Origin of the sequence: Brachybacterium halotolerans (assembly GCF_016623465.1) — a bacterium.
GTDB lineage: Bacteria > Actinomycetota > Actinomycetes > Actinomycetales > Dermabacteraceae > Brachybacterium > Brachybacterium halotolerans.
In genome coordinates this window covers 63,100-78,838 of sequence record NZ_JAEDAJ010000014.1, presented here as the reverse complement: position 1 = coordinate 78,838, position 15,739 = coordinate 63,100, and the positions used below count along the sequence as shown (strand labels likewise).

Here is a 15,739-nt window from a genome sequence, read left to right as displayed (position 1 = left end):
CCGCGGTGTCGCTGGAAGCCAGGCCTCCACGGAGAATGTGGATAAGCCGGATAAGAACGCCCCCTCTTCCAAGCTCAACAACCTTTCAGTGGATAGCCCCGTGGAAAACACCCCCTTGTGGAGGAACCACTGCGCATGTCCAGAGATCGATGCACACGCGCACGCCCCCGACGCCCCACCCCTTGACCCTGTGCCGACCACACGGTCTCTGATGGCCCCCTCACCCCACCTAAGAGAAGGGACCCCGCATGAGCCAGCACGACCTCGTCACCGACCTCCGCGCCCGGCACCCGGAGATCGCCCTCGCCCTGCCCGGCGAGGACATGTACGCCCGCTCGCTCGACCTGTGGAACGGCGGGGTCACGACGAGACCCGCCGTCATCGCCCGGCCAACCAGCACCGATGAGGTGTCCTCGCTCGTCCGGCTCGCCCGGGAGCACGACGCTCCTCTCGCCGTGCGGGGCGGGGGCCATGACTGGCTGGGCCGGTCCCTGGCGGCCGACGGGCTCACGATCGACCTCGCCGACCTGCGCGACGTGCGGATCGAGGGCACGGAGGCGGTCGTCGGCGGCGGCGCCCTGGCCCGGGACCTCGTCGCCGAAGCGAGCCCGCGCGGACTGCTCGCCGCGACCGGCACCGCCGGATCGGTGGGGCTGGCCGGGCTCTCCCTCGCCGGCGGCTACGGCCCGCTGCTGGGGACGGCAGGCCTGGCCTGCGACAACATCATGGGGGCGGAGGTCGTCCTGGCCGACGGCACGGTCACCTCGACGCAGGAGGATCCGGAGCTGCTGTGGGCGCTGCGGGGCGGCGGCGGGAACTTCGGCGTGGTGGCGTCGATGCGGATCGCCCTGCACCGCGACCCCGGCATCGTCGGCGGGACCGTGCTCTTCCCGGGGTCGCAGGCGTCGACGGTGCTTGACGGCTGTGCCGAGCTCATCGCACGCGGGATCCGTGGCCTGACCCTCCTCGCCGAGCTCACGCACGTCCCCGACGCCGGCCCCAGCGTGCTCGTGGTCGCGGTGTGGTCCGGCGAGCCCGACGGGGCGGGCCCCGCGCTCGACGCGGTGCGAGGACTCGGCACTCCCCTCGTCGAGGACCTGAAGCCGACGACGCAGCAGGACCTGCTCGCGGGCTTCGACCAGCAGGTGCCGCACGGGATGCACTGGTGCATGCGCGCACGGACGGTCCGCGCCCTGACCCCCGAGGTCATTCAGGCGCTGCTCGCCGCGGCGGAGGGCCGGCCGGGTCCCGGCGCCGGCATCGGGATGCGGCAGTTCCACGGCGCGGCGACCGACGTGCCGGCGGATGCCACCGCCTTCGGCCGGCGCGAGGAGCACGTGGCCCTGGAGATCTCGGCCGGGTGGACCGACGGGGAGGACCCGGAGCCCTACGTCGAGTGGGCGGAGCAGGTGCGGCGCAGCCTGGAGCCGCTCGCTCTTCCCGGCGGCTATCCGAACTTCCTCGCTCCGCAGTTCACGGATCAGGTCGCGGCCTCGTACGGCGGCCACGCCGATCGCCTGCGCAGGGCGAAGGCCCGCGTCGACCCCGACGGCGTCTTCACCGCAACGCCCCTGCCCTCCTGACGCGACATCATCCCGCCCCGCGGCCGCTGACAGCGCGCCCCGCATGCCCGATCATGGACGTGGGTGGGAGCGTCATTCGCCCGAGAGCACAGAGAGCCGAGACCGTGCGAGAGCGGGGAACCCTGTGCACCTGAGCGAGACGGTCGGACACGACGCGACCCGCTGCATCGTCCTCGTCCACGCCGTGCGGTCCTCGCGGACCATGTGGAAGGGCCAGACCCGCAGGCTGCGCCGGCGCGGGTACACGGTGATCGCGCCGGACCTGCCGGGGCACGGACGGCGCCGTGACGAGCCGTTCACGCTCGACGGGGCGCTCGCGACGATCGAGGACGCCGTGAGCGCGTGCGAGGAGCCGCCGCTGCTGGTCGGCCTCTCGCTCGGCGGCTTCCTCGCCCTGCACTGGGCCGGCACGCATCCCGGGCGCCTGGCCGGCGTGGTCGCCGCCGACTGCACGATCGTCCCCGGCCCGGCGCTGGCCCGGATCTACGGGCTGTGGATCAGCATGAAGGACTGGATCCCCGGCGATTCCGACGCGCGGGTCGCCCGCGCCTTCGCGCGTCGGCACAGCGAGAAGGCGGCGCGGCGCTACTACGGGGGCGGGCGCGCCCACGGGGTGGTCCGGGGAGTGGTGCGCACCATCGGCTCCCTCGACCTGCTGGCCGACGTCGCCGCGATCAACGTGCCCCTGACCTTCATCAACGGTGCGCAGGATCCCTTCCGACGGCACGAAGCCCTGTTCGTGGAGGCCGGGCGCGACGCGCGCCTCGTGATCCTCGACGACGCCGGCCACCTCGCGAACCTCTCCCGGCCCAAGCGCTTCACAAAGGTGCTGCGCCGCGCCGCCGGCGAGAGGGCCGACGGCCACCCCGCTCACCCCGCCCTCAGCACCCACTCGCCGTAGAAGATCGCGAGCCTGACGCCCACGCGAATCGCGGACGTCAATCCGACACAGAACGTGCTCCATGCGCGGCAACGACCTCGCGCACCACCTCGAGGATCTCGGATGAGAGGTGCCCGGCCTCCAGAGCCTCGACGACGGGGCCCTCAAGGAGCTGCTCGAGGTCTCGCGTGCGTCGATGCACGGGTGCTGCTCGAATGTCGTCTCGAAGGCCCGCCGTGTTCCGGCCCGCGCGCGCCGAGCCATCCAGCTCAGAGGACTCGGAGGTCGGCGCACCAACGTCCGCGACCACTGTTCCCGCTCCTCGGCGCGTGACGATCACACCAGCTTCTTCGAGGAGCTTGAACGACCGGGCCACGGTGCCTGGCGCTAGACCGAGATCGCGAGCGAGCGCTCGGATCGTCGGAAGTCGATCCCCAGCCCGCAGTTCCCCCGCATCGATCTGCGCGAGTATCTCGCAACGAACCTGCTCGAACGGCGGCGTCGGATTCGAGAGGTCGACGACGATCCGAGTCATGACGTTCTTTCTCCGGTACTCCCCGATTCGACCTCCGCAGCCCCCGCGGGCTGCCGCAGCGCACCGTGGAGGCCCTGGCGCCCCTCGCCTTCCGGACTACGCCGCGCGAAGACCTCCGGGAAGACCACCATGATCAAGCCGACCGGGAGCAACAGGAATCCGACGACGAGCGCCATGCCCCCGAGGAGGATGCATGCCTTCTCGAGGCTCGTCGTGCGCGCGAGGCCGTCGGCCGTCAGCAGGCGCGCCACCAGGAGCCCGGAGACGGGGAGGATGCTCAGTGCAGCCGACAGCACCACCGCGCCGAGGACTGATGTCGATGAACGTCGACGCAGCAGGATGTCCCGAGCGTCGTTGCTCGGCCGACGCCTGATCACCTCCCGAATCACCAGCACGGTGCAGACCAACAGCACCGTCATCGCCGCCCAGAGGGGTGCTGTGAAGTAGAGACCGGGAAAGGGGGAGAAGTACGAGTACGCGATCTCGCCGGTGGGCAGTGCGCGCTCGGTCGCGTATCCCCGACCGTCAACTGCAAGCGATGCGCCGAGGACGGAGAGGAGCACGAGCACGACGAGAGCCCCGCCGCTGATCCACAGCACCGCGGCAGGCACCACTACATCAAGGGAACGCGGGATCAGCGACGCACTGCGAACCCGGGACTGCGGAGCCGCGAGCGTGCGCTCACCCAGAGCGATACTGACGACCAGCACAGTGCCCCCGACACCGGGTCCGAGTGCTGCGACTGCGCCGTAGGCAAGCGGCTCCGGCGACGTAGCGCCGCTGAGGCCCAGCAGCCCGAAACCGGCCACCACGACGAGCGCAGCGAGTGTCCCGCACCATCGCGCAGCGAGCGCTCCGGCGTGGAGTCCCGTGCGCTCAGCTCCCAGCGCGCCGGCTGCCAGCAGCACACCGACCAGCACGAGCGCACCGAACATCGCGAGGAGTGCCGGCGGGAGTATCACCATCGACATCACGCGCCCCCTCGACCCTCATCTTGTATCGACATGTTGAAACAATGGAGCACTGTGGCGGTTGTGTCAATACCTCGATACAAGCGACATGGTCGAGGACCCAGGCGGCCCTGTCGGCTCGACCAAGATGAGAAACTGCCCGCGCTCACCCCGCCCTCAGCACCCACTCGCCGTAGAACAGGGCCAGCCCGGCGCCCACGCAGATCGCGCTGATCAGCCAGAACCGGATGGAGACGGTGACCTGGCTCCAGCCGCGCATCTCGAAGTGGTGGTGGATGGGCGTGATGAGGAACAGGCGCCTGCCCACGCCGTTGTTGCGCCGCTTGGTGAGCTTGAAGAAGCCGACCTGCAGGATCACGGTGACGGTCTCGAAGACGAACAGGCCGCCGAGCACGACCATCAGCAGCTCGGTGCGGGTCATGATCGCGAGGCCGGCGAGAGCACCGCCGAGGGCGAGGGAGCCGGTGTCACCCATGAACAGGATGGCGGGCGGCGTGTTCCACCACAGGAAGCCGATGCAGGCGCCGGCGAGGCAGGCGGCGACGAGGGCGAGGTCCAGGGGGTCGCGCACCTCGTAGCAGCCCGGCTCGACCAGTGCGCGGCAGTTCTGCAGCGACTTCCAGACCCCGATGAACGCGTAGGCGGCGAAGGCCATCGCGGAGGCGCCGGCGGCCTGGCCGTCGAGGCCGTCGGTGAGGTTCACGCCGTTGCTCGCGCCGGTGATCATGAGCACCGCCCACGCCACGAACAGGAGGGTCCCCACGATCACCCCGAAGGCGGCGAGGTCGATCGCCGTGTCGCGCACCAGGGAGATCCGGAAGCTCGCCGGGGTGATGCCGTCGCGGGCGAAGCGGGTGGCGAGCAGGGCGAAGACGACGGCCACCGTGGTCTGGCCCAGCAGCTTCTGCCACGATCGCAGCCCGAGGGAGCGCTCCTGGCGGATCTTCGTCCAGTCGTCGAGGAAGCCGACGAACCCGACGCCGAGCATCAGGAACAGCACGAGCATGCCGGAGACCGTGGGCGGCGACCATGTGACCAGGTGCGCGAGCAGGTAGCCGGCGAGCGTCGCGCCCATGATGGCGATCCCGCCCATCTGCGGGGTGCCGCGCTTGGACAGGTGGGTCGTCGGCCCGTCCATGCGCACGAACTGGGCCCACCCCCTGCGCTTGGCGAGCTCGGTGTAGAGCCGCGTGCCGACGGCGCCGACGATCAGGGCGATCGCCGTGCCCAGGAGGATCAGGGTCATGACTCGGGATCATCCCATCCCGGCTCGAGGGTCACCAGTCGGTGGGTCGCGCGGGTGCGCGCCACGTAGAGGTCCCGCTCCCCCGCCTCGCCGGCCGCCTCGATCGCGGAGGGGTCCACGACGATGACGCTGTCGAACTCGAGACCGCGCGCGTCGGGCGCGGGGACCACGCTCGCGCCGGTGCCGCGGAGCGCGTCCTGCGCCGCGTCCGCGTCGGCGGCCGTGGTGATCACGCCGACGAGGCCGTCGGGGTCGCTCGCGCGCAGCCCGTCGACCGCGCGGCGCAGGTCCTCGAGGAGACCGCCGCGCGAGGAGGGCACCCGGGTCGGGTCCTCGCCGTGGCGCAGGGAGCGCGAGAGCCGCTGCTGCGGGGCGATCCGCCCGAGCAGCTCGCGGGTGGACTCGAGGATCTCCGCGGTGGTGCGGTAGTTGACGCTCAGGGTCCGATGCTCGAAGCGGTCCTGGACGAAGGGGGCGAGCGCCTCGTCCCAGCTGCGGATCGTGCTGGTGGGCCCCGCCTGGGCGAGGTCGCCGACCACCGTCATCGAGCGCTCCGGGCAGCGCCGCACGAGCGCGCGCCACTGCATCGGGGAGAGCTGCTGGGCCTCGTCGACGACGATGTGGCCGACGACGTCCTCGGGCGGGCCGTCCACGAGCGCCCTCGCCTCGTCGAGCAGGGCGAGATCGGCGAAGGTCCAGGCCGTCGGGCCGCCCGCGCCGGCATGGGAGTGAGTCCCCGCCATCTGCTCGAGGTCCTCGGCCGACGCCACCGGCAGCGCGCGGGCGAGCGCCGCGGGATCGGCGAGGACGCGGCGCACCACGTCCTCGGGATCGAGGCGCGGCCACACGGTCCCGACGGCGCGGTCGACGGCGGGATCCTCGAGCAGATCCTCGTGGATCTGCTCCCAGTCGATGTCGAGATCGGCGCCCGTCCCCTGCGCGCCGCCGCCCATCCGGGTGAGGTCTCCCGCGACAGCCCGGTCGAGGTTCAGCCCGTAGGCGGCCTCGAGCTCCGCCTCGAAGGCGCTGTCCTCCCGCGTGGTGCGCGCCTCGAGCTCGCTGACCAGGTCGTCCACGATCGCCTCGAGGAACAGGGCGCGGGCCTCGGTGTGCCCCGAGGCGCCCTGCAGCGCGGATCGTCGGGCGGCGTCGACGAGCGCGGCGTCGAGCACGACGGTGTCGTGCGCCGTGCGCAGCGTGAGCGGCACCCCGTGGGGCTGATGCTCGCGCACGTGCGCGGCGAGCGCGTCCGCGAGCTCGGCGCGGCCCTTGAGCCGGGCGATGCGGTCGGGCTCCGCGCGCGTGGGCTCCGCGCCGACGAGGTCGGAGAGCGTCGCCAGGTGCACGTCGTTCTCCCCGAGCGATGGGAGCACGTCGGAGATGTAGGTGAGGAAGCGCCGGTTAGGTCCGAACACCATGACGCCGCGCCCGGCGATGGCCGACCATGCGTAGAGCACGAAGGCGGCACGGTGCAGCGCGACGATCGTCTTGCCCGTGCCCGGTCCGCCGTCGACCACGGTCACGCCGCGATGGGACGAGCGGACGATCTCGTCCTGCTCAGCCTGCAGGGTGGAAGCGGCCTCGCGCATCCGTCCCGTGCGGGGTCCGCTGAGGGCTGCGGTGAGCGGCCCGTCGCCGACCACGTCGCCCGGCAGCGGTGCGCTGCCGTCGAGGATCTCGTCGCTGACGCCGACGACCCGTCGGCCGTCCGTGCGCAGGTGACGACGCCTGCGCAGGCCCATCGGGCTGACCATGGTCGCGGCGTAGAAGGGGCGCGCGGCCTCGGCGCGCCAATCCACCAGCAGCGTTCCGCCCTCCGGGGTGCGCATGCCGATCCTGCCGATGTGCAGGCCGCCCTCGGGTGCGGAGGGTCCGTCGCCGCTGCCGTCGATGCGCCCGAAGCACAGCGAGCGCTCGGCCGCCCGCAGCTGATGGATCCTCTCCGCCAGCCGGTGCACCTCGACGTCCCGCGCATAGGCGTCCGCCGGACCGCCGACGGGGGCCGCGAGCGCCCGCTGCTGCGCCTCGCTCCGCTCCGCCACCTCCTGGTCGAGCTGTGCATGCATGCGGTCCACCGCGCGCTGCTCGACCGCCGCCTGCCCCTCTCGGCTCCCACCTGCATCGATACCGCTATGACCTGCCGAACTCTCCCGTTCGTCCACGCATCCCGCCTCTCGAAGACCCACCAACTATGAGGACGGCGGCGACGAAGGTCAACGTTGACTTCCTCTCCCGGCTCGTGTCCCGGGTCGGTCGTCGGGCCCCGGGTCTAGGCTCGCGGAGCATGACACCGGTACCCGACGAGCAGGCCCTCGACGAGCACGGCCGCCTCGACCCGCCCCTGGACGCCGACGAGTGGTTGACCCTGTGCGGGTTCCTCGACTACCAGCGGGCCACGTTCGCCTGGAAGTGCAGCAGGCTCGACGCCGCGCAGCTCGCACGCACCCTCCCGCCGAGCCCGATGACGCTCGCGGGGATGATGAAGCACCTGGCCTACGTCGAGGACGACTGGTTCAGCCGCGACCTGCACGACGATCCCCTACGAGAGCCCTGGGCGTCCGTCGACTGGAGGGACCGGCCCGACTGGGAGTGGGAGACCGCGGTCGTCGACGACCCCGACGAGGTGCGGGCCCTGTGGGCCGCGTCGGTCGAGCGCGCCCGCGAGCTCGCCGCCCGGGCGTACAAGGAGGGCGGCCTGGGCATCGCGGCCAGGCGCCGGTTCCCCGACGGGCGCAGCCCCAGCCTGCGCTGGATCATGACGCACATGATCGAGGAGTACGCGCGCCACAACGGCCACGCCGACCTGCTGCGCGAGTCGATCGACGGGGAGGTCGGCGAGTAGCGGCGCGAGGGTCGGCGGACGCGCCGGCAGGCAGGTCGGCGCGCACGTCGGCGCGCCCGCCCCCTGGCGCTCGGGGCCGCCCCGCGCGAGGATCGAGCCATGACCACGCGCACCCTCGCCATCCTCCTGTTCGACGGCGTCGAGGAGCTCGACGCCGTAGGCCCCTGGGAGGTCCTCTCGTACTGGACGCAGAACCACCCCGACGACGGCTGGCGGGTGGCCACCGCGAGCGACGGCGGCGGCGCGATCACGGCTGCGAAGGGCATGGTCATCACGCCCACGACCGCCCTCGAGGACCTTGAGCGCGTGGACGTCCTGCTGCACCCGGGCGGCCGCGGCACCCGCGCGCTGTTCAAGGACGCGGCGCACCTCGAGCGGGTGCGCCGGATCGCCGACGGCGCCGAGCTGATGACGAGCGTGTGCACCGGATCCCTCGTCTATGCGGCCGCCGGGCTGCTGCACGAACGCCCCGCGATCACGCACTGGGGCTCCGTCGACCTGCTGCGAGAGATCGACCCGAGCATCGACGTGCGCGAGGGCGAGCGCTGGGTGGACGACGGGGACGTGGTCACCTCGGCCGGGGTCTCCGCGGGGATCGACATGGCGCTGCACCTGGTGGGGCGCCTCGTCTCCCCGCAACGAGCCCGGGACGTCCAGCACGGCATCGAGTACGACCCCGCGCCGCCGGTGTGGGACGACGAAGGAGACGCACGATGAGCGCCGACAGCCACCCCGCGAGCACCGATCCCACGAGTTCAGATCCCGCCCCGCGCCCTCCGCTGCCGCCCTTCACCGAGGAGACCGCCCGGGCGAAGGTCCAGGCCGCCGAGGACGCCTGGAACACGCGCGACCCCGAGCGCGTCGCCGGCGCGTACACCGTGGACACCGTGTGGCGGAACCGCGACCGGTTCCTCGTCGGCCGCGAGCAGGTGATCGAGTTCCTGCGCGGCAAGTGGGAGCGCGAGCAGGAGTACCGTCTGCGCAAGAACCTCTGGGCGTTCACGGGCGACCGCATCGCCGTGCGCTTCCAGTACGAGTGGCACGACGAGGCCGGCCAGTGATGGCGCTCCTACGGCAACGAGCTCTGGGAGTTCGACGACCTCGGGTACATGAGCCGCCGCGAGGCGTCGATCAACGACGTGGCGATCGACGGGGCGGACCTGCGCGTGACGCCCGGCGAGGGCGAACTGCCCGCGCACTGACCCGTCGGGACCGCGCGTCGAGGCGTCAGGCCCGCGCCGCGATCCCGGTCAGCAGCGCGTCGGCGACGCCCTCAGGGACGACGGCGAGGGTGCGCAGATCCGCCCCGGCCCGGACGGCCCCGTCGCGCTGTCCTCGTGCGAACACGCCCTCCCGCCCTTCGAAGGTCTCCTCCACGTCCGCGATGCCGAGCACCGGACCGTCGTCCTCGTCGCGCAGTCCGGCGACGATCTGCTCGAGGGCCGCGAGCTCGCGCTCGTGGGTGGGGGCGAGCCGCCCCGCTCCGCTGATCGCCGCGCGCAGGAAGGTCACCGCGTCGGCCTCCGCGTCGAGACCCTGCGCGACCTGACTGCGCAGCCGGACGAGCGCGGTCCGCGCGGCCTCGGCCATGAGCGCCTCGCGCGAGGAGGCGTAGTGGACCACGAGCGCCTTGGAGACCCCCGCCCGGGCGGCGACGAGGTCGATGGCCGCCTGCACGATCTGGGCGCGACGCTGACCGGGCGGGAGCCGACGGCCCGCCGTCACGTGGCCCGGCGCAGCCGCAGCGGGAGCAGCGCCCCCAGCAGCACGACGATCACGGCATGGATCCAGGCCTCGAGCCTTGACAACCTGCAACCGTTCGGTTGTAGGTTGTGAATGTGCTCCACATCGACGAGGACCGCGCCGACGCGCTCTTCCATGCGCTCTCCGATCGCACGCGACGGGACATCCTGCGGCGCGTGCTGGTCGGCGAGAAGTCGGTGTCGGCGCTGGCGCCGAAGTACGACATGAGCCTCACCGCGGTCCAGAAGCACGTGGCCGTGCTGGAGCGCGCGGGGCTCGTGACCAGGCGCCGCCAGGGGCGGGAATCCCTCGCCCGGGGCGACGTCGCGGCGGTCGGATCGGCCGCCGCCCTGCTGCGCGATCTCGAGGAGATCTGGCGCGACCGCATCTGCCGCATCGACGACCTGCTCGCCGACGGCCCCGACCAGGAGGACCACCATGCCGGTCACCGACATCACCACTGACCTCGACGCCCTGACCATCACCATCACCGCGCAGTTCGACGCACCCGTCGAGCGCATTTGGCAGATCTACGCCGACCCGCGCCAGCTCGAGAGGATCTGGGGCCCGCCCGCCTACCCCGCGACCTTCGTCGACCACGACCTCACGCCCGGCGGCCGCATGAACTACTACATGACGAGCCCCGAGGGCGAGAAGCTCGGCGGCTTCTGGGAGATCCTCGAGGTCGACGAGCCCCGCTTCTTCCGCTACCGCGACGGCTTCGCGGACGCCGAGAACGGCTTCGCCGTGAACACCGACCTCCCGGTCGCCGAGAACACCGCCACCTTCGAGGCCGAGGACGGCGGCACCCGCGCCGTCTACGTCTCGATCCACCCCACCCGCGAGGGCCTGCAGCAGGTCATCGATATGGGCGTCGAGGAGGGCTCGCGCGAGTCGATCGACCAGATCGACGCGCTCGTGGGCTGAGAGGCTCCCGCCTCAGACCTCGCCGAAGCCCTCCCAGACCTCGTCTCCCGCGCGGGGGCGCAGGAGGGCCGGCTGCAGGGCCGTGGCCTCGCCGCGCGTGTAGAGCGCGGGGTGCGGGCTGCCGGTGGGCGCGCCGTCGACGGAGCGCTCGTCGGGCACCACGAACCCGTCGGTCGAGAGCACCTTGCGGATGAAGGTGCCGCGGTCCGGGAGCGCTCCCCAGACGGCCCCGTAGACGCTGCGCAGCTCCGCGAGCGTGAACGGCTCGGAGAGGAACTGCGTGGCCAGGGTCGTGTACTCGAGCTTCGCGCGGACGCGCTCGAGCGCGTCCGTGAGGATCTCGCGGTGGTCGAAGGCGAGCTGCGGGGCGTCGGGGTCCTCGAGGATCTCCTCGACGCCCCACCAGCGCGCGAACGCGGCATCGTCGCCCGCCGTGGGGTCGGGCAGGTCCGGGGCGAAGGCCAGGTGGGCGACGGAGACCACGCGCATCCGCGGGTCGCGGTCGGGGGCCGAGTACGTGCGCAGCTGCTCGAGGTGGTAGCCGGCGGTGTCCATGCCGGTCTCCTCGACGAGCTCGCGCGCCGCCGCGGTCGCGGCGTCCTCGTCGGGCTCGATAAAACCGCCGGGCAGCGCCCAGCTCCCCTCGTACGGGTCGGCGCCGCGCCGCACGAGCAGCACGCTGAGGGCGCCCGAGCGGATGGTGAACACGGCGAGGTCGACCGTCACCGCGAAGGGCGGGTGCTTGCTGGCGTCGTAGCCGGCGGGAGCGGTGTTGCCGGGCATCTCAGGCGTCCTTCCGGGAGTCGGTCGGGGCGGCGGAGGCTGCGGGCGAGACCGTCCGGATCCCCGCCTCCGCCAGGTGCTGCGCGGTCTCCGCGTCGGCCTCGGGGTGCACGGCGGCGGTGAGGTCCTCGAGGACCCGCACGGTGCCCGCGCCGGGCAGGGCGGCGATGTCGCGGGCGCTCGCGGCGACGCAGTAGTCGAAGGCCAGGCCGGTGACGTCGACATCTCCCGTGAGCAGGGAGGGCAGGTCGGTGCCGCCGGCGGGGGCGCCGCCGTCGACGCCTGCCACGCGGCCCTGGGCGAGGCTGTAGTCGGGGGTCCCCTCGCCCTTGACCACGTGGACGACCTCGGCGCCGCTGCCGACGAGCCGCTCGAGAGCCCCCAGGATCGCCGGGTGGTACTCGGCGCCGCGGGTGCCCTGCACGCAGTGCACGGGCCAGGTGTCCACGAAGTCGGGCGCGGAGGGCGGGAGGGCGAAGTGGCCGCCGTTGTCGCCCTCGGCGAGGTGCCAGTCGCGGGAGAAGACCACGCGGCGGTAGTCGCCGGCGCGCTCGGAGAGGTGGGCGGCGATGCGCTCGGCGACGGCGTTCCCGCCGGTCACGCCGAGGGCGCCGCCCTCGCAGAAGTCGTTCTGCACGTCGACGACGACGAGGGTGCGGGATGCGTCGGCCGCCCCTCCGTCGCGCGGCGACTCGGCGTCGTCGGTCGTCTCTCCCCCGTCGCTCCTCTCCCCCGCGTCGCCCGTCCCCGCCTCGTCCCACTGCTCGCTGGCACGGAAGGCCTGGCCCTCGCTGATCTCGCGGGCGCGCGCGGGAAGGCTCGCGAGGCTCGCGGCGGCGACCTCGCGCGCCTCCTCGGCGCTCGCGACGCGCTGCGGGACGCCGTCGCGGATCACGTCGACGTGCACGGGGCTCGCGCCCTCCGGCACCGAACCGTCGAGGGTCCAGACCTCGCGGCCGTCGGGGAAGCGGGAGGCGGTCTTCGCGCCGCCGGTCGAGCCCTTGTCGGCCGAGAGCTTCTGGACGCTGCGCAGCGGTGTGCCGGGGCCGTCGCCCACGGCGACGAGCTTGTAGACCATGCCCGCCGTCGGATGGTCCGAGCCGGTCGCGACCCGCGTGCCCACGCCGTAGCCGTCGATCGGGGCGCCGGCGAGGTGGACGAGCGCGTACTCGTCGAGATCGCTGGTCACGGTGATGCGGGTGCTCGTCGCGCCGAGCGCGTCGAGCTGGGCGCGGGCGGCGGGGGCGACGGTCATCAGGTCGCCGGAGTCGATGCGCACGGCGCCGAGCCCGGTCCCGGCGACCTCGACCGCGGTGCGGATGCCCGCGGGGATGTCGTAGGTGTCCACGAGCAGCGTGGTGCCCGGCCCGTACGTCGCGATCTGGGCCGCGAAGGCGTCGCGCTCCGTGGGCCGGGCGAGCGTCGCGGCATGGGCGGCGGTGCCCGCGACGGGGACGCCGAAGCGCCTGCCCGCCTCGAGGTTCGAGGTGGTCGCGAAGCCCGCGATCCAGGCGGCCCGGGCGGCGGCCACGGCCGCCTCCTCGTGGACGCGGCGCGAGCCCATCTCGATGAGGGGGCGATCCCCCGCGGCGATCACCATGCGCGCCGCGGCGGAGGCGATCGCGGAGTCGAAGTTCAGCACCGAGAGCACCAGGGTCTCCAGCAGCAGGCACTCGCCGAGGGTGCCGTGCACGGTGAGCAGCGGCGTGTGCGGCCAGTACAGGCTGCCCTCGGGCAGGGCGGTGATGGTGCCGGTGAAGGTCCAGTCGCGCAGGTACTCCTCGGTCGCCTCCGTGATGGCGCCGACCTCGCGCAGGTAGGTGAGGTCCTCCGCGTCGGGCGCGAAGCCCTCGAGGAGAGGAAGCAGGCGGCCCAGCCCCGCGAACAGGCCGAAGCGTCGGCCCTCGGGGAGGCGACGGGCGAAGGCCTCGAAGACGGCCTCGTGGTGGACGCTGCCGTCCTCGACCATGGCCGAGAGCATCGTGTACTCGTACATGTCGGTCAGCAGTGCGGTGCTCGCAGAGGTGCTGCCGGTGCCGCGGCGCGACGCGGATGCCGTCATGAGCGCTCGCCCTTCATCGGTTGCGGGGTGACGGAATGGCGGGCCCGAGGGCCCGTCCCAGCCTAGCCCCGCGCACACAGAGGGATGGTGTGTGATGGACGGATGAGCACGGACGACTGGTTCCTCTCCACGATCGAGCGCGGCAACACCTTCACGCGCCTCGACCACCGGCACGAGGGACGGGCGCTGACCAGCGGCAACACGGCCCGGGTGCATGTGCACGGCGCGGGCTACTTCGCGCGGCTGCGCGAGCTGATCACCGCCCAGGGCCGGGGCGACCTGCTGCTGTTCACCGACTGGCGCGGTGATCCGGACGAGCGGGTCGGCGAGGACGAGCTCACGATCGTCGAGCTGATCGCCGACGCCGCCCGCCGCGGCGTCATCGTCAAGGCTCTGTTCTGGCGCTCGCACCTGGACTCCATCCACTACTCGGAGGAGGAGAACCGCAGCCTCGCGGACACGGTGCGGGAGGCCGGCGGCGAGGTCATCCTCGACCAGCGGGTGCTGCCGCTGGGCTCCCAGCACCAGAAGTTCCTGGTGCTGCGCCACCCCGGGCATCCCGAGCGGGACGCGGGATTCTGCGGGGGCATCGACCTGTGCCACACCCGCCGCGACGACGCCCGGCACCTGGGCGATCCGCAGACGGTCTCGATGGGAGCGGTCTGGGGCCGGACCCCCGCGTGGCACGACCTGATGGTCGAGGTGGGCGGGCCCGCCGTCGGGGACCTCGAGGCGACCTTCCGGGAGCGCTGGGAGGACCCGACGCCTCCCTCGCTGGACCCGCTCTCGCGGATCCAGGCGCGCATCCATCGCGACGACCAGCACGCCGAGCCGCTCCCGCTGCAGGAGCCCGATCCGGACCCCTCGGGCACGGTGGACGTGCAGGTGCTGCGCACCTACCCGCACAAGCGTCCCCGCTTCCCCTTCGCGCCGTCGGGCGAGCGGAGCATCGCCCGCGCCTACGTGAAGGCGGTTCCGCGCGCCGAGCGGATCATCTACCTCGAGGACCAGTACATCTGGTCGCCCGAGGTGCTCTCGTGCTTCGCCGACGCGCTGCGCCAGCACCCCGGCACACACCTGGTGATCGTCCTGTCGACCTTCACCACCGCGGACACGACGATCGCGAACGCGAGCGCCATGAGCTCGCGGAACGCCGCACTGGACCTGCTGCACGAGGCGGGCGGCGAGCGCGTCCACGTGTTCGGCATCGAGAACCACGAGGGCACGCCGGTGTACGTGCACTCCAAGGTGTGCCTCGTGGACGACGTCTGGATGACCGTGGGCTCGGACAACGTGAACCTGCGCTCCTGGACCTACGACACCGAGATCGCGTGCGCGCTCGTGGACCAGCGCGAGGACCCGCGCGAGCCCCGGCGCCTGCGCTCCGACGACGACCTCGCCCGCGTCCTCCCCCGCGAGGTGCGCCTCGACCTCGCCCGCGAGCACCTGGATCGGGCCGACGGGGACGACGCCGACCTCGTGGACCCGGACGCCATGGTGCGGGCGTTCGAGGAGAGCGCCGCACGGCTCGACGCCTGGCACGACGGCGGGAAGCAGGGCCCGCGGCCCGAGGGGCGCCTGCGCCGGTACGTGCAGGCGCCGATCCCCGCACGGGAGCTGCCGCTGGGTCGGCTCGTCTACAAGATCGCCGACGACCCTGATGCGCGGCCGCGGCGGCTGCGCGGGACGGACTGGTTCTGATGGATGCGCACGACGCGGCGCCCGATGCCGCGCTCCCCCTCGCCGAGTTCGCCTTCCCGGGTCCCCTGAGGGACCAGCTGGTGGGGGCGATCCTGTCCGGTGCGAAGACCGCGACCGCCTCGCTGCGGGAGGAGTACGTGCGCGAGGGCGCGGCCCTGCCCGTCGTCGGGGCCGAGGAGGCGGTGGTCGATTCCGACGAGCGACCCGTCGCGGTGATCCGCACGACCGGCGTGCAGGTGGTGCGGCTGGCCGACGTCACCGACGCCCACGCGCGCGCCGAGGGCGAGGGCCATCCCGGCGCCGCGGCCTGGCGCGAGGGCCATGAGGATTTCTGGCGCTCGGCCGAGTTCATCGCGGCCCTCGGGGAGCCCCGGATCGTGATCGACGACGACACCGAGGTGGTGTGCGAGACCTTCGAGGTCATCCGCAGGCTCTGAAGCGGTCAGCGGGGCGATCTCGCCGGCGG

General features: G+C 72.7%; 15 protein-coding genes and 1 pseudogene. 9 read left to right on the top strand and 7 right to left on the bottom strand.

All coding sequences use genetic code 11. The features are described 5' to 3' along the window. Positions 1–248 precede the first annotated feature (248 nt). Together I8D64_RS15870 and I8D64_RS15865 are read left to right on the top strand one after the other, a co-directional pair. Positions 249–1,583 (top strand): FAD-binding oxidoreductase, encoded by a 1,335-nt coding sequence (locus I8D64_RS15870; RefSeq protein WP_200503772.1) that lies wholly within the window; start codon positions 249–251, stop codon positions 1,581–1,583. Positions 1,584–1,707: 124 nt separating this feature from the next. Beyond that, positions 1,708–2,484 (top strand): alpha/beta fold hydrolase, encoded by a 777-nt coding sequence (locus I8D64_RS15865; RefSeq protein WP_200503771.1) that lies wholly within the window; start codon positions 1,708–1,710, stop codon positions 2,482–2,484. A 37-nt stretch (positions 2,485–2,521) separates the two neighbouring features. Here I8D64_RS15865 and I8D64_RS15860 read toward each other — a convergent pair whose 3' ends face one another. From I8D64_RS15860 to I8D64_RS15845, 4 genes are all read right to left on the bottom strand, one after another. Beyond that, positions 2,522–2,998, bottom strand: coding sequence for a GntR family transcriptional regulator (locus I8D64_RS15860; RefSeq protein WP_200503770.1), 477 nt, complete (start codon positions 2,996–2,998; stop codon positions 2,522–2,524). After that, positions 2,995–3,969 (bottom strand): hypothetical protein, encoded by a 975-nt coding sequence (locus I8D64_RS15855; protein WP_200503769.1) that lies wholly within the window; start codon positions 3,967–3,969, stop codon positions 2,995–2,997. Before I8D64_RS15855 ends, I8D64_RS15860 begins: the two co-directional genes overlap by 4 nt. A gap of 145 nt (positions 3,970–4,114) precedes the next feature. Continuing rightward, entirely contained in the window at positions 4,115–5,215 is a 1,101-nt protein-coding gene (mraY, locus tag I8D64_RS15850) for a phospho-N-acetylmuramoyl-pentapeptide-transferase (protein WP_200503768.1), read from the bottom strand. Continuing rightward, the gene (locus I8D64_RS15845; protein WP_200503767.1) at positions 5,212–7,281 is read right to left on the bottom strand and encodes a HelD family protein; all 2,070 of its coding nucleotides are present in this window, start codon (positions 7,279–7,281) and stop codon (positions 5,212–5,214) included. The genes mraY and I8D64_RS15845 overlap by 4 nt, the downstream gene beginning before the upstream one ends. Positions 7,282–7,499: 218 nt before the next feature. Here I8D64_RS15845 and I8D64_RS15840 point away from each other — a divergent pair, with 218 nt between their 5' ends. The 3 genes and pseudogenes from I8D64_RS15840 (at position 7,500) to I8D64_RS15830 (ending at position 9,259) form a co-directional block, all read left to right on the top strand. Continuing rightward, a complete protein-coding gene (locus tag I8D64_RS15840; RefSeq protein ID WP_200503766.1) occupies positions 7,500–8,057 on the top strand; it encodes a DinB family protein in 558 nt (185 codons plus the stop codon). Between the two features lie 99 nt (positions 8,058–8,156). After that, on the top strand, positions 8,157–8,774 hold the full coding sequence (locus tag I8D64_RS15835) for a DJ-1/PfpI family protein (RefSeq protein WP_200503765.1): 618 nt from the start codon (positions 8,157–8,159) through the stop codon (positions 8,772–8,774). Beyond that, positions 8,771–9,259, top strand: a pseudogene (locus I8D64_RS15830) (nuclear transport factor 2 family protein). Before I8D64_RS15835 ends, I8D64_RS15830 begins: the two are co-directional and overlap by 4 nt. A 25-nt stretch (positions 9,260–9,284) precedes the next feature. Here I8D64_RS15830 and I8D64_RS15825 read toward each other — a convergent pair. Then, entirely contained in the window at positions 9,285–9,734 is a 450-nt protein-coding gene (locus tag I8D64_RS15825) for a TetR family transcriptional regulator (protein WP_200503764.1), read from the bottom strand. A gap of 161 nt (positions 9,735–9,895) precedes the next feature. Between I8D64_RS15825 and I8D64_RS15820 the strand changes: the two genes are divergently transcribed. Together I8D64_RS15820 and I8D64_RS15815 are read left to right on the top strand one after the other, a co-directional pair. Beyond that, positions 9,896–10,264 (top strand): metalloregulator ArsR/SmtB family transcription factor, encoded by a 369-nt coding sequence (locus tag I8D64_RS15820; RefSeq protein ID WP_200503763.1) that lies wholly within the window; start codon positions 9,896–9,898, stop codon positions 10,262–10,264. Next, on the top strand, positions 10,239–10,727 hold the full coding sequence (locus I8D64_RS15815; protein ID WP_200503762.1) for an SRPBCC family protein: 489 nt from the start codon (positions 10,239–10,241) through the stop codon (positions 10,725–10,727). Before I8D64_RS15820 ends, I8D64_RS15815 begins: the two co-directional genes overlap by 26 nt. 12 nt (positions 10,728–10,739) lie before the next feature. Here the strand turns inward: I8D64_RS15815 and I8D64_RS15810 are convergent, their stop codons facing one another. Together I8D64_RS15810 and I8D64_RS15805 are read right to left on the bottom strand one after the other, a co-directional pair. After that, a complete protein-coding gene (locus I8D64_RS15810) occupies positions 10,740–11,510 on the bottom strand; it encodes an NUDIX hydrolase (RefSeq protein WP_200503761.1) in 771 nt (256 codons plus the stop codon). A 1-nt stretch (position 11,511) separates the two neighbouring features. Beyond that, positions 11,512–13,572 (bottom strand): nicotinate phosphoribosyltransferase, encoded by a 2,061-nt coding sequence (locus I8D64_RS15805; RefSeq protein WP_200503760.1) that lies wholly within the window; start codon positions 13,570–13,572, stop codon positions 11,512–11,514. A gap of 102 nt (positions 13,573–13,674) precedes the next feature. On the opposite strand from I8D64_RS15805, the gene I8D64_RS15800 reads away from it, so the two are divergent. Further along, positions 13,675–15,273 carry a phospholipase D family protein gene (locus I8D64_RS15800; RefSeq protein ID WP_200503759.1) on the top strand — a complete coding sequence of 533 codons (1,599 nt, stop codon included), beginning with the start codon at positions 13,675–13,677 and terminating at the stop codon, positions 15,271–15,273. Beyond that, positions 15,273–15,710: an ASCH domain-containing protein gene (locus I8D64_RS15795; protein WP_200503758.1), complete on the top strand. Its 438-nt coding sequence runs from the start codon at positions 15,273–15,275 to the stop codon at positions 15,708–15,710. The genes I8D64_RS15800 and I8D64_RS15795 overlap by 1 nt, the downstream gene beginning before the upstream one ends. Positions 15,711–15,739: the final 29 nt, after the last annotated feature.

Coding starts and splice junctions, on each gene's coding strand:
- I8D64_RS15815 (WP_200503762.1), top strand. CDS start 10,239: ATGCCGGTCACCGACATCACCACTGACCTCGACGCCCTGACCATCACC.
- I8D64_RS15835 (WP_200503765.1), top strand. CDS start 8,157: ATGACCACGCGCACCCTCGCCATCCTCCTGTTCGACGGCGTCGAGGAG.
- I8D64_RS15860 (WP_200503770.1), bottom strand. CDS start 2,998: ATGACTCGGATCGTCGTCGACCTCTCGAATCCGACGCCGCCGTTCGAG.
- I8D64_RS15810 (WP_200503761.1), bottom strand. CDS start 11,510: ATGCCCGGCAACACCGCTCCCGCCGGCTACGACGCCAGCAAGCACCCG.
- I8D64_RS15840 (WP_200503766.1), top strand. CDS start 7,500: ATGACACCGGTACCCGACGAGCAGGCCCTCGACGAGCACGGCCGCCTC.
- I8D64_RS15805 (WP_200503760.1), bottom strand. CDS start 13,572: ATGACGGCATCCGCGTCGCGCCGCGGCACCGGCAGCACCTCTGCGAGC.
- I8D64_RS15855 (WP_200503769.1), bottom strand. CDS start 3,969: ATGTCGATGGTGATACTCCCGCCGGCACTCCTCGCGATGTTCGGTGCG.
- I8D64_RS15870 (WP_200503772.1), top strand. CDS start 249: ATGAGCCAGCACGACCTCGTCACCGACCTCCGCGCCCGGCACCCGGAG.
- I8D64_RS15800 (WP_200503759.1), top strand. CDS start 13,675: ATGAGCACGGACGACTGGTTCCTCTCCACGATCGAGCGCGGCAACACC.
- I8D64_RS15845 (WP_200503767.1), bottom strand. CDS start 7,281: ATGCATGCACAGCTCGACCAGGAGGTGGCGGAGCGGAGCGAGGCGCAG.
- mraY (WP_200503768.1), bottom strand. CDS start 5,215: ATGACCCTGATCCTCCTGGGCACGGCGATCGCCCTGATCGTCGGCGCC.
- I8D64_RS15795 (WP_200503758.1), top strand. CDS start 15,273: ATGGATGCGCACGACGCGGCGCCCGATGCCGCGCTCCCCCTCGCCGAG.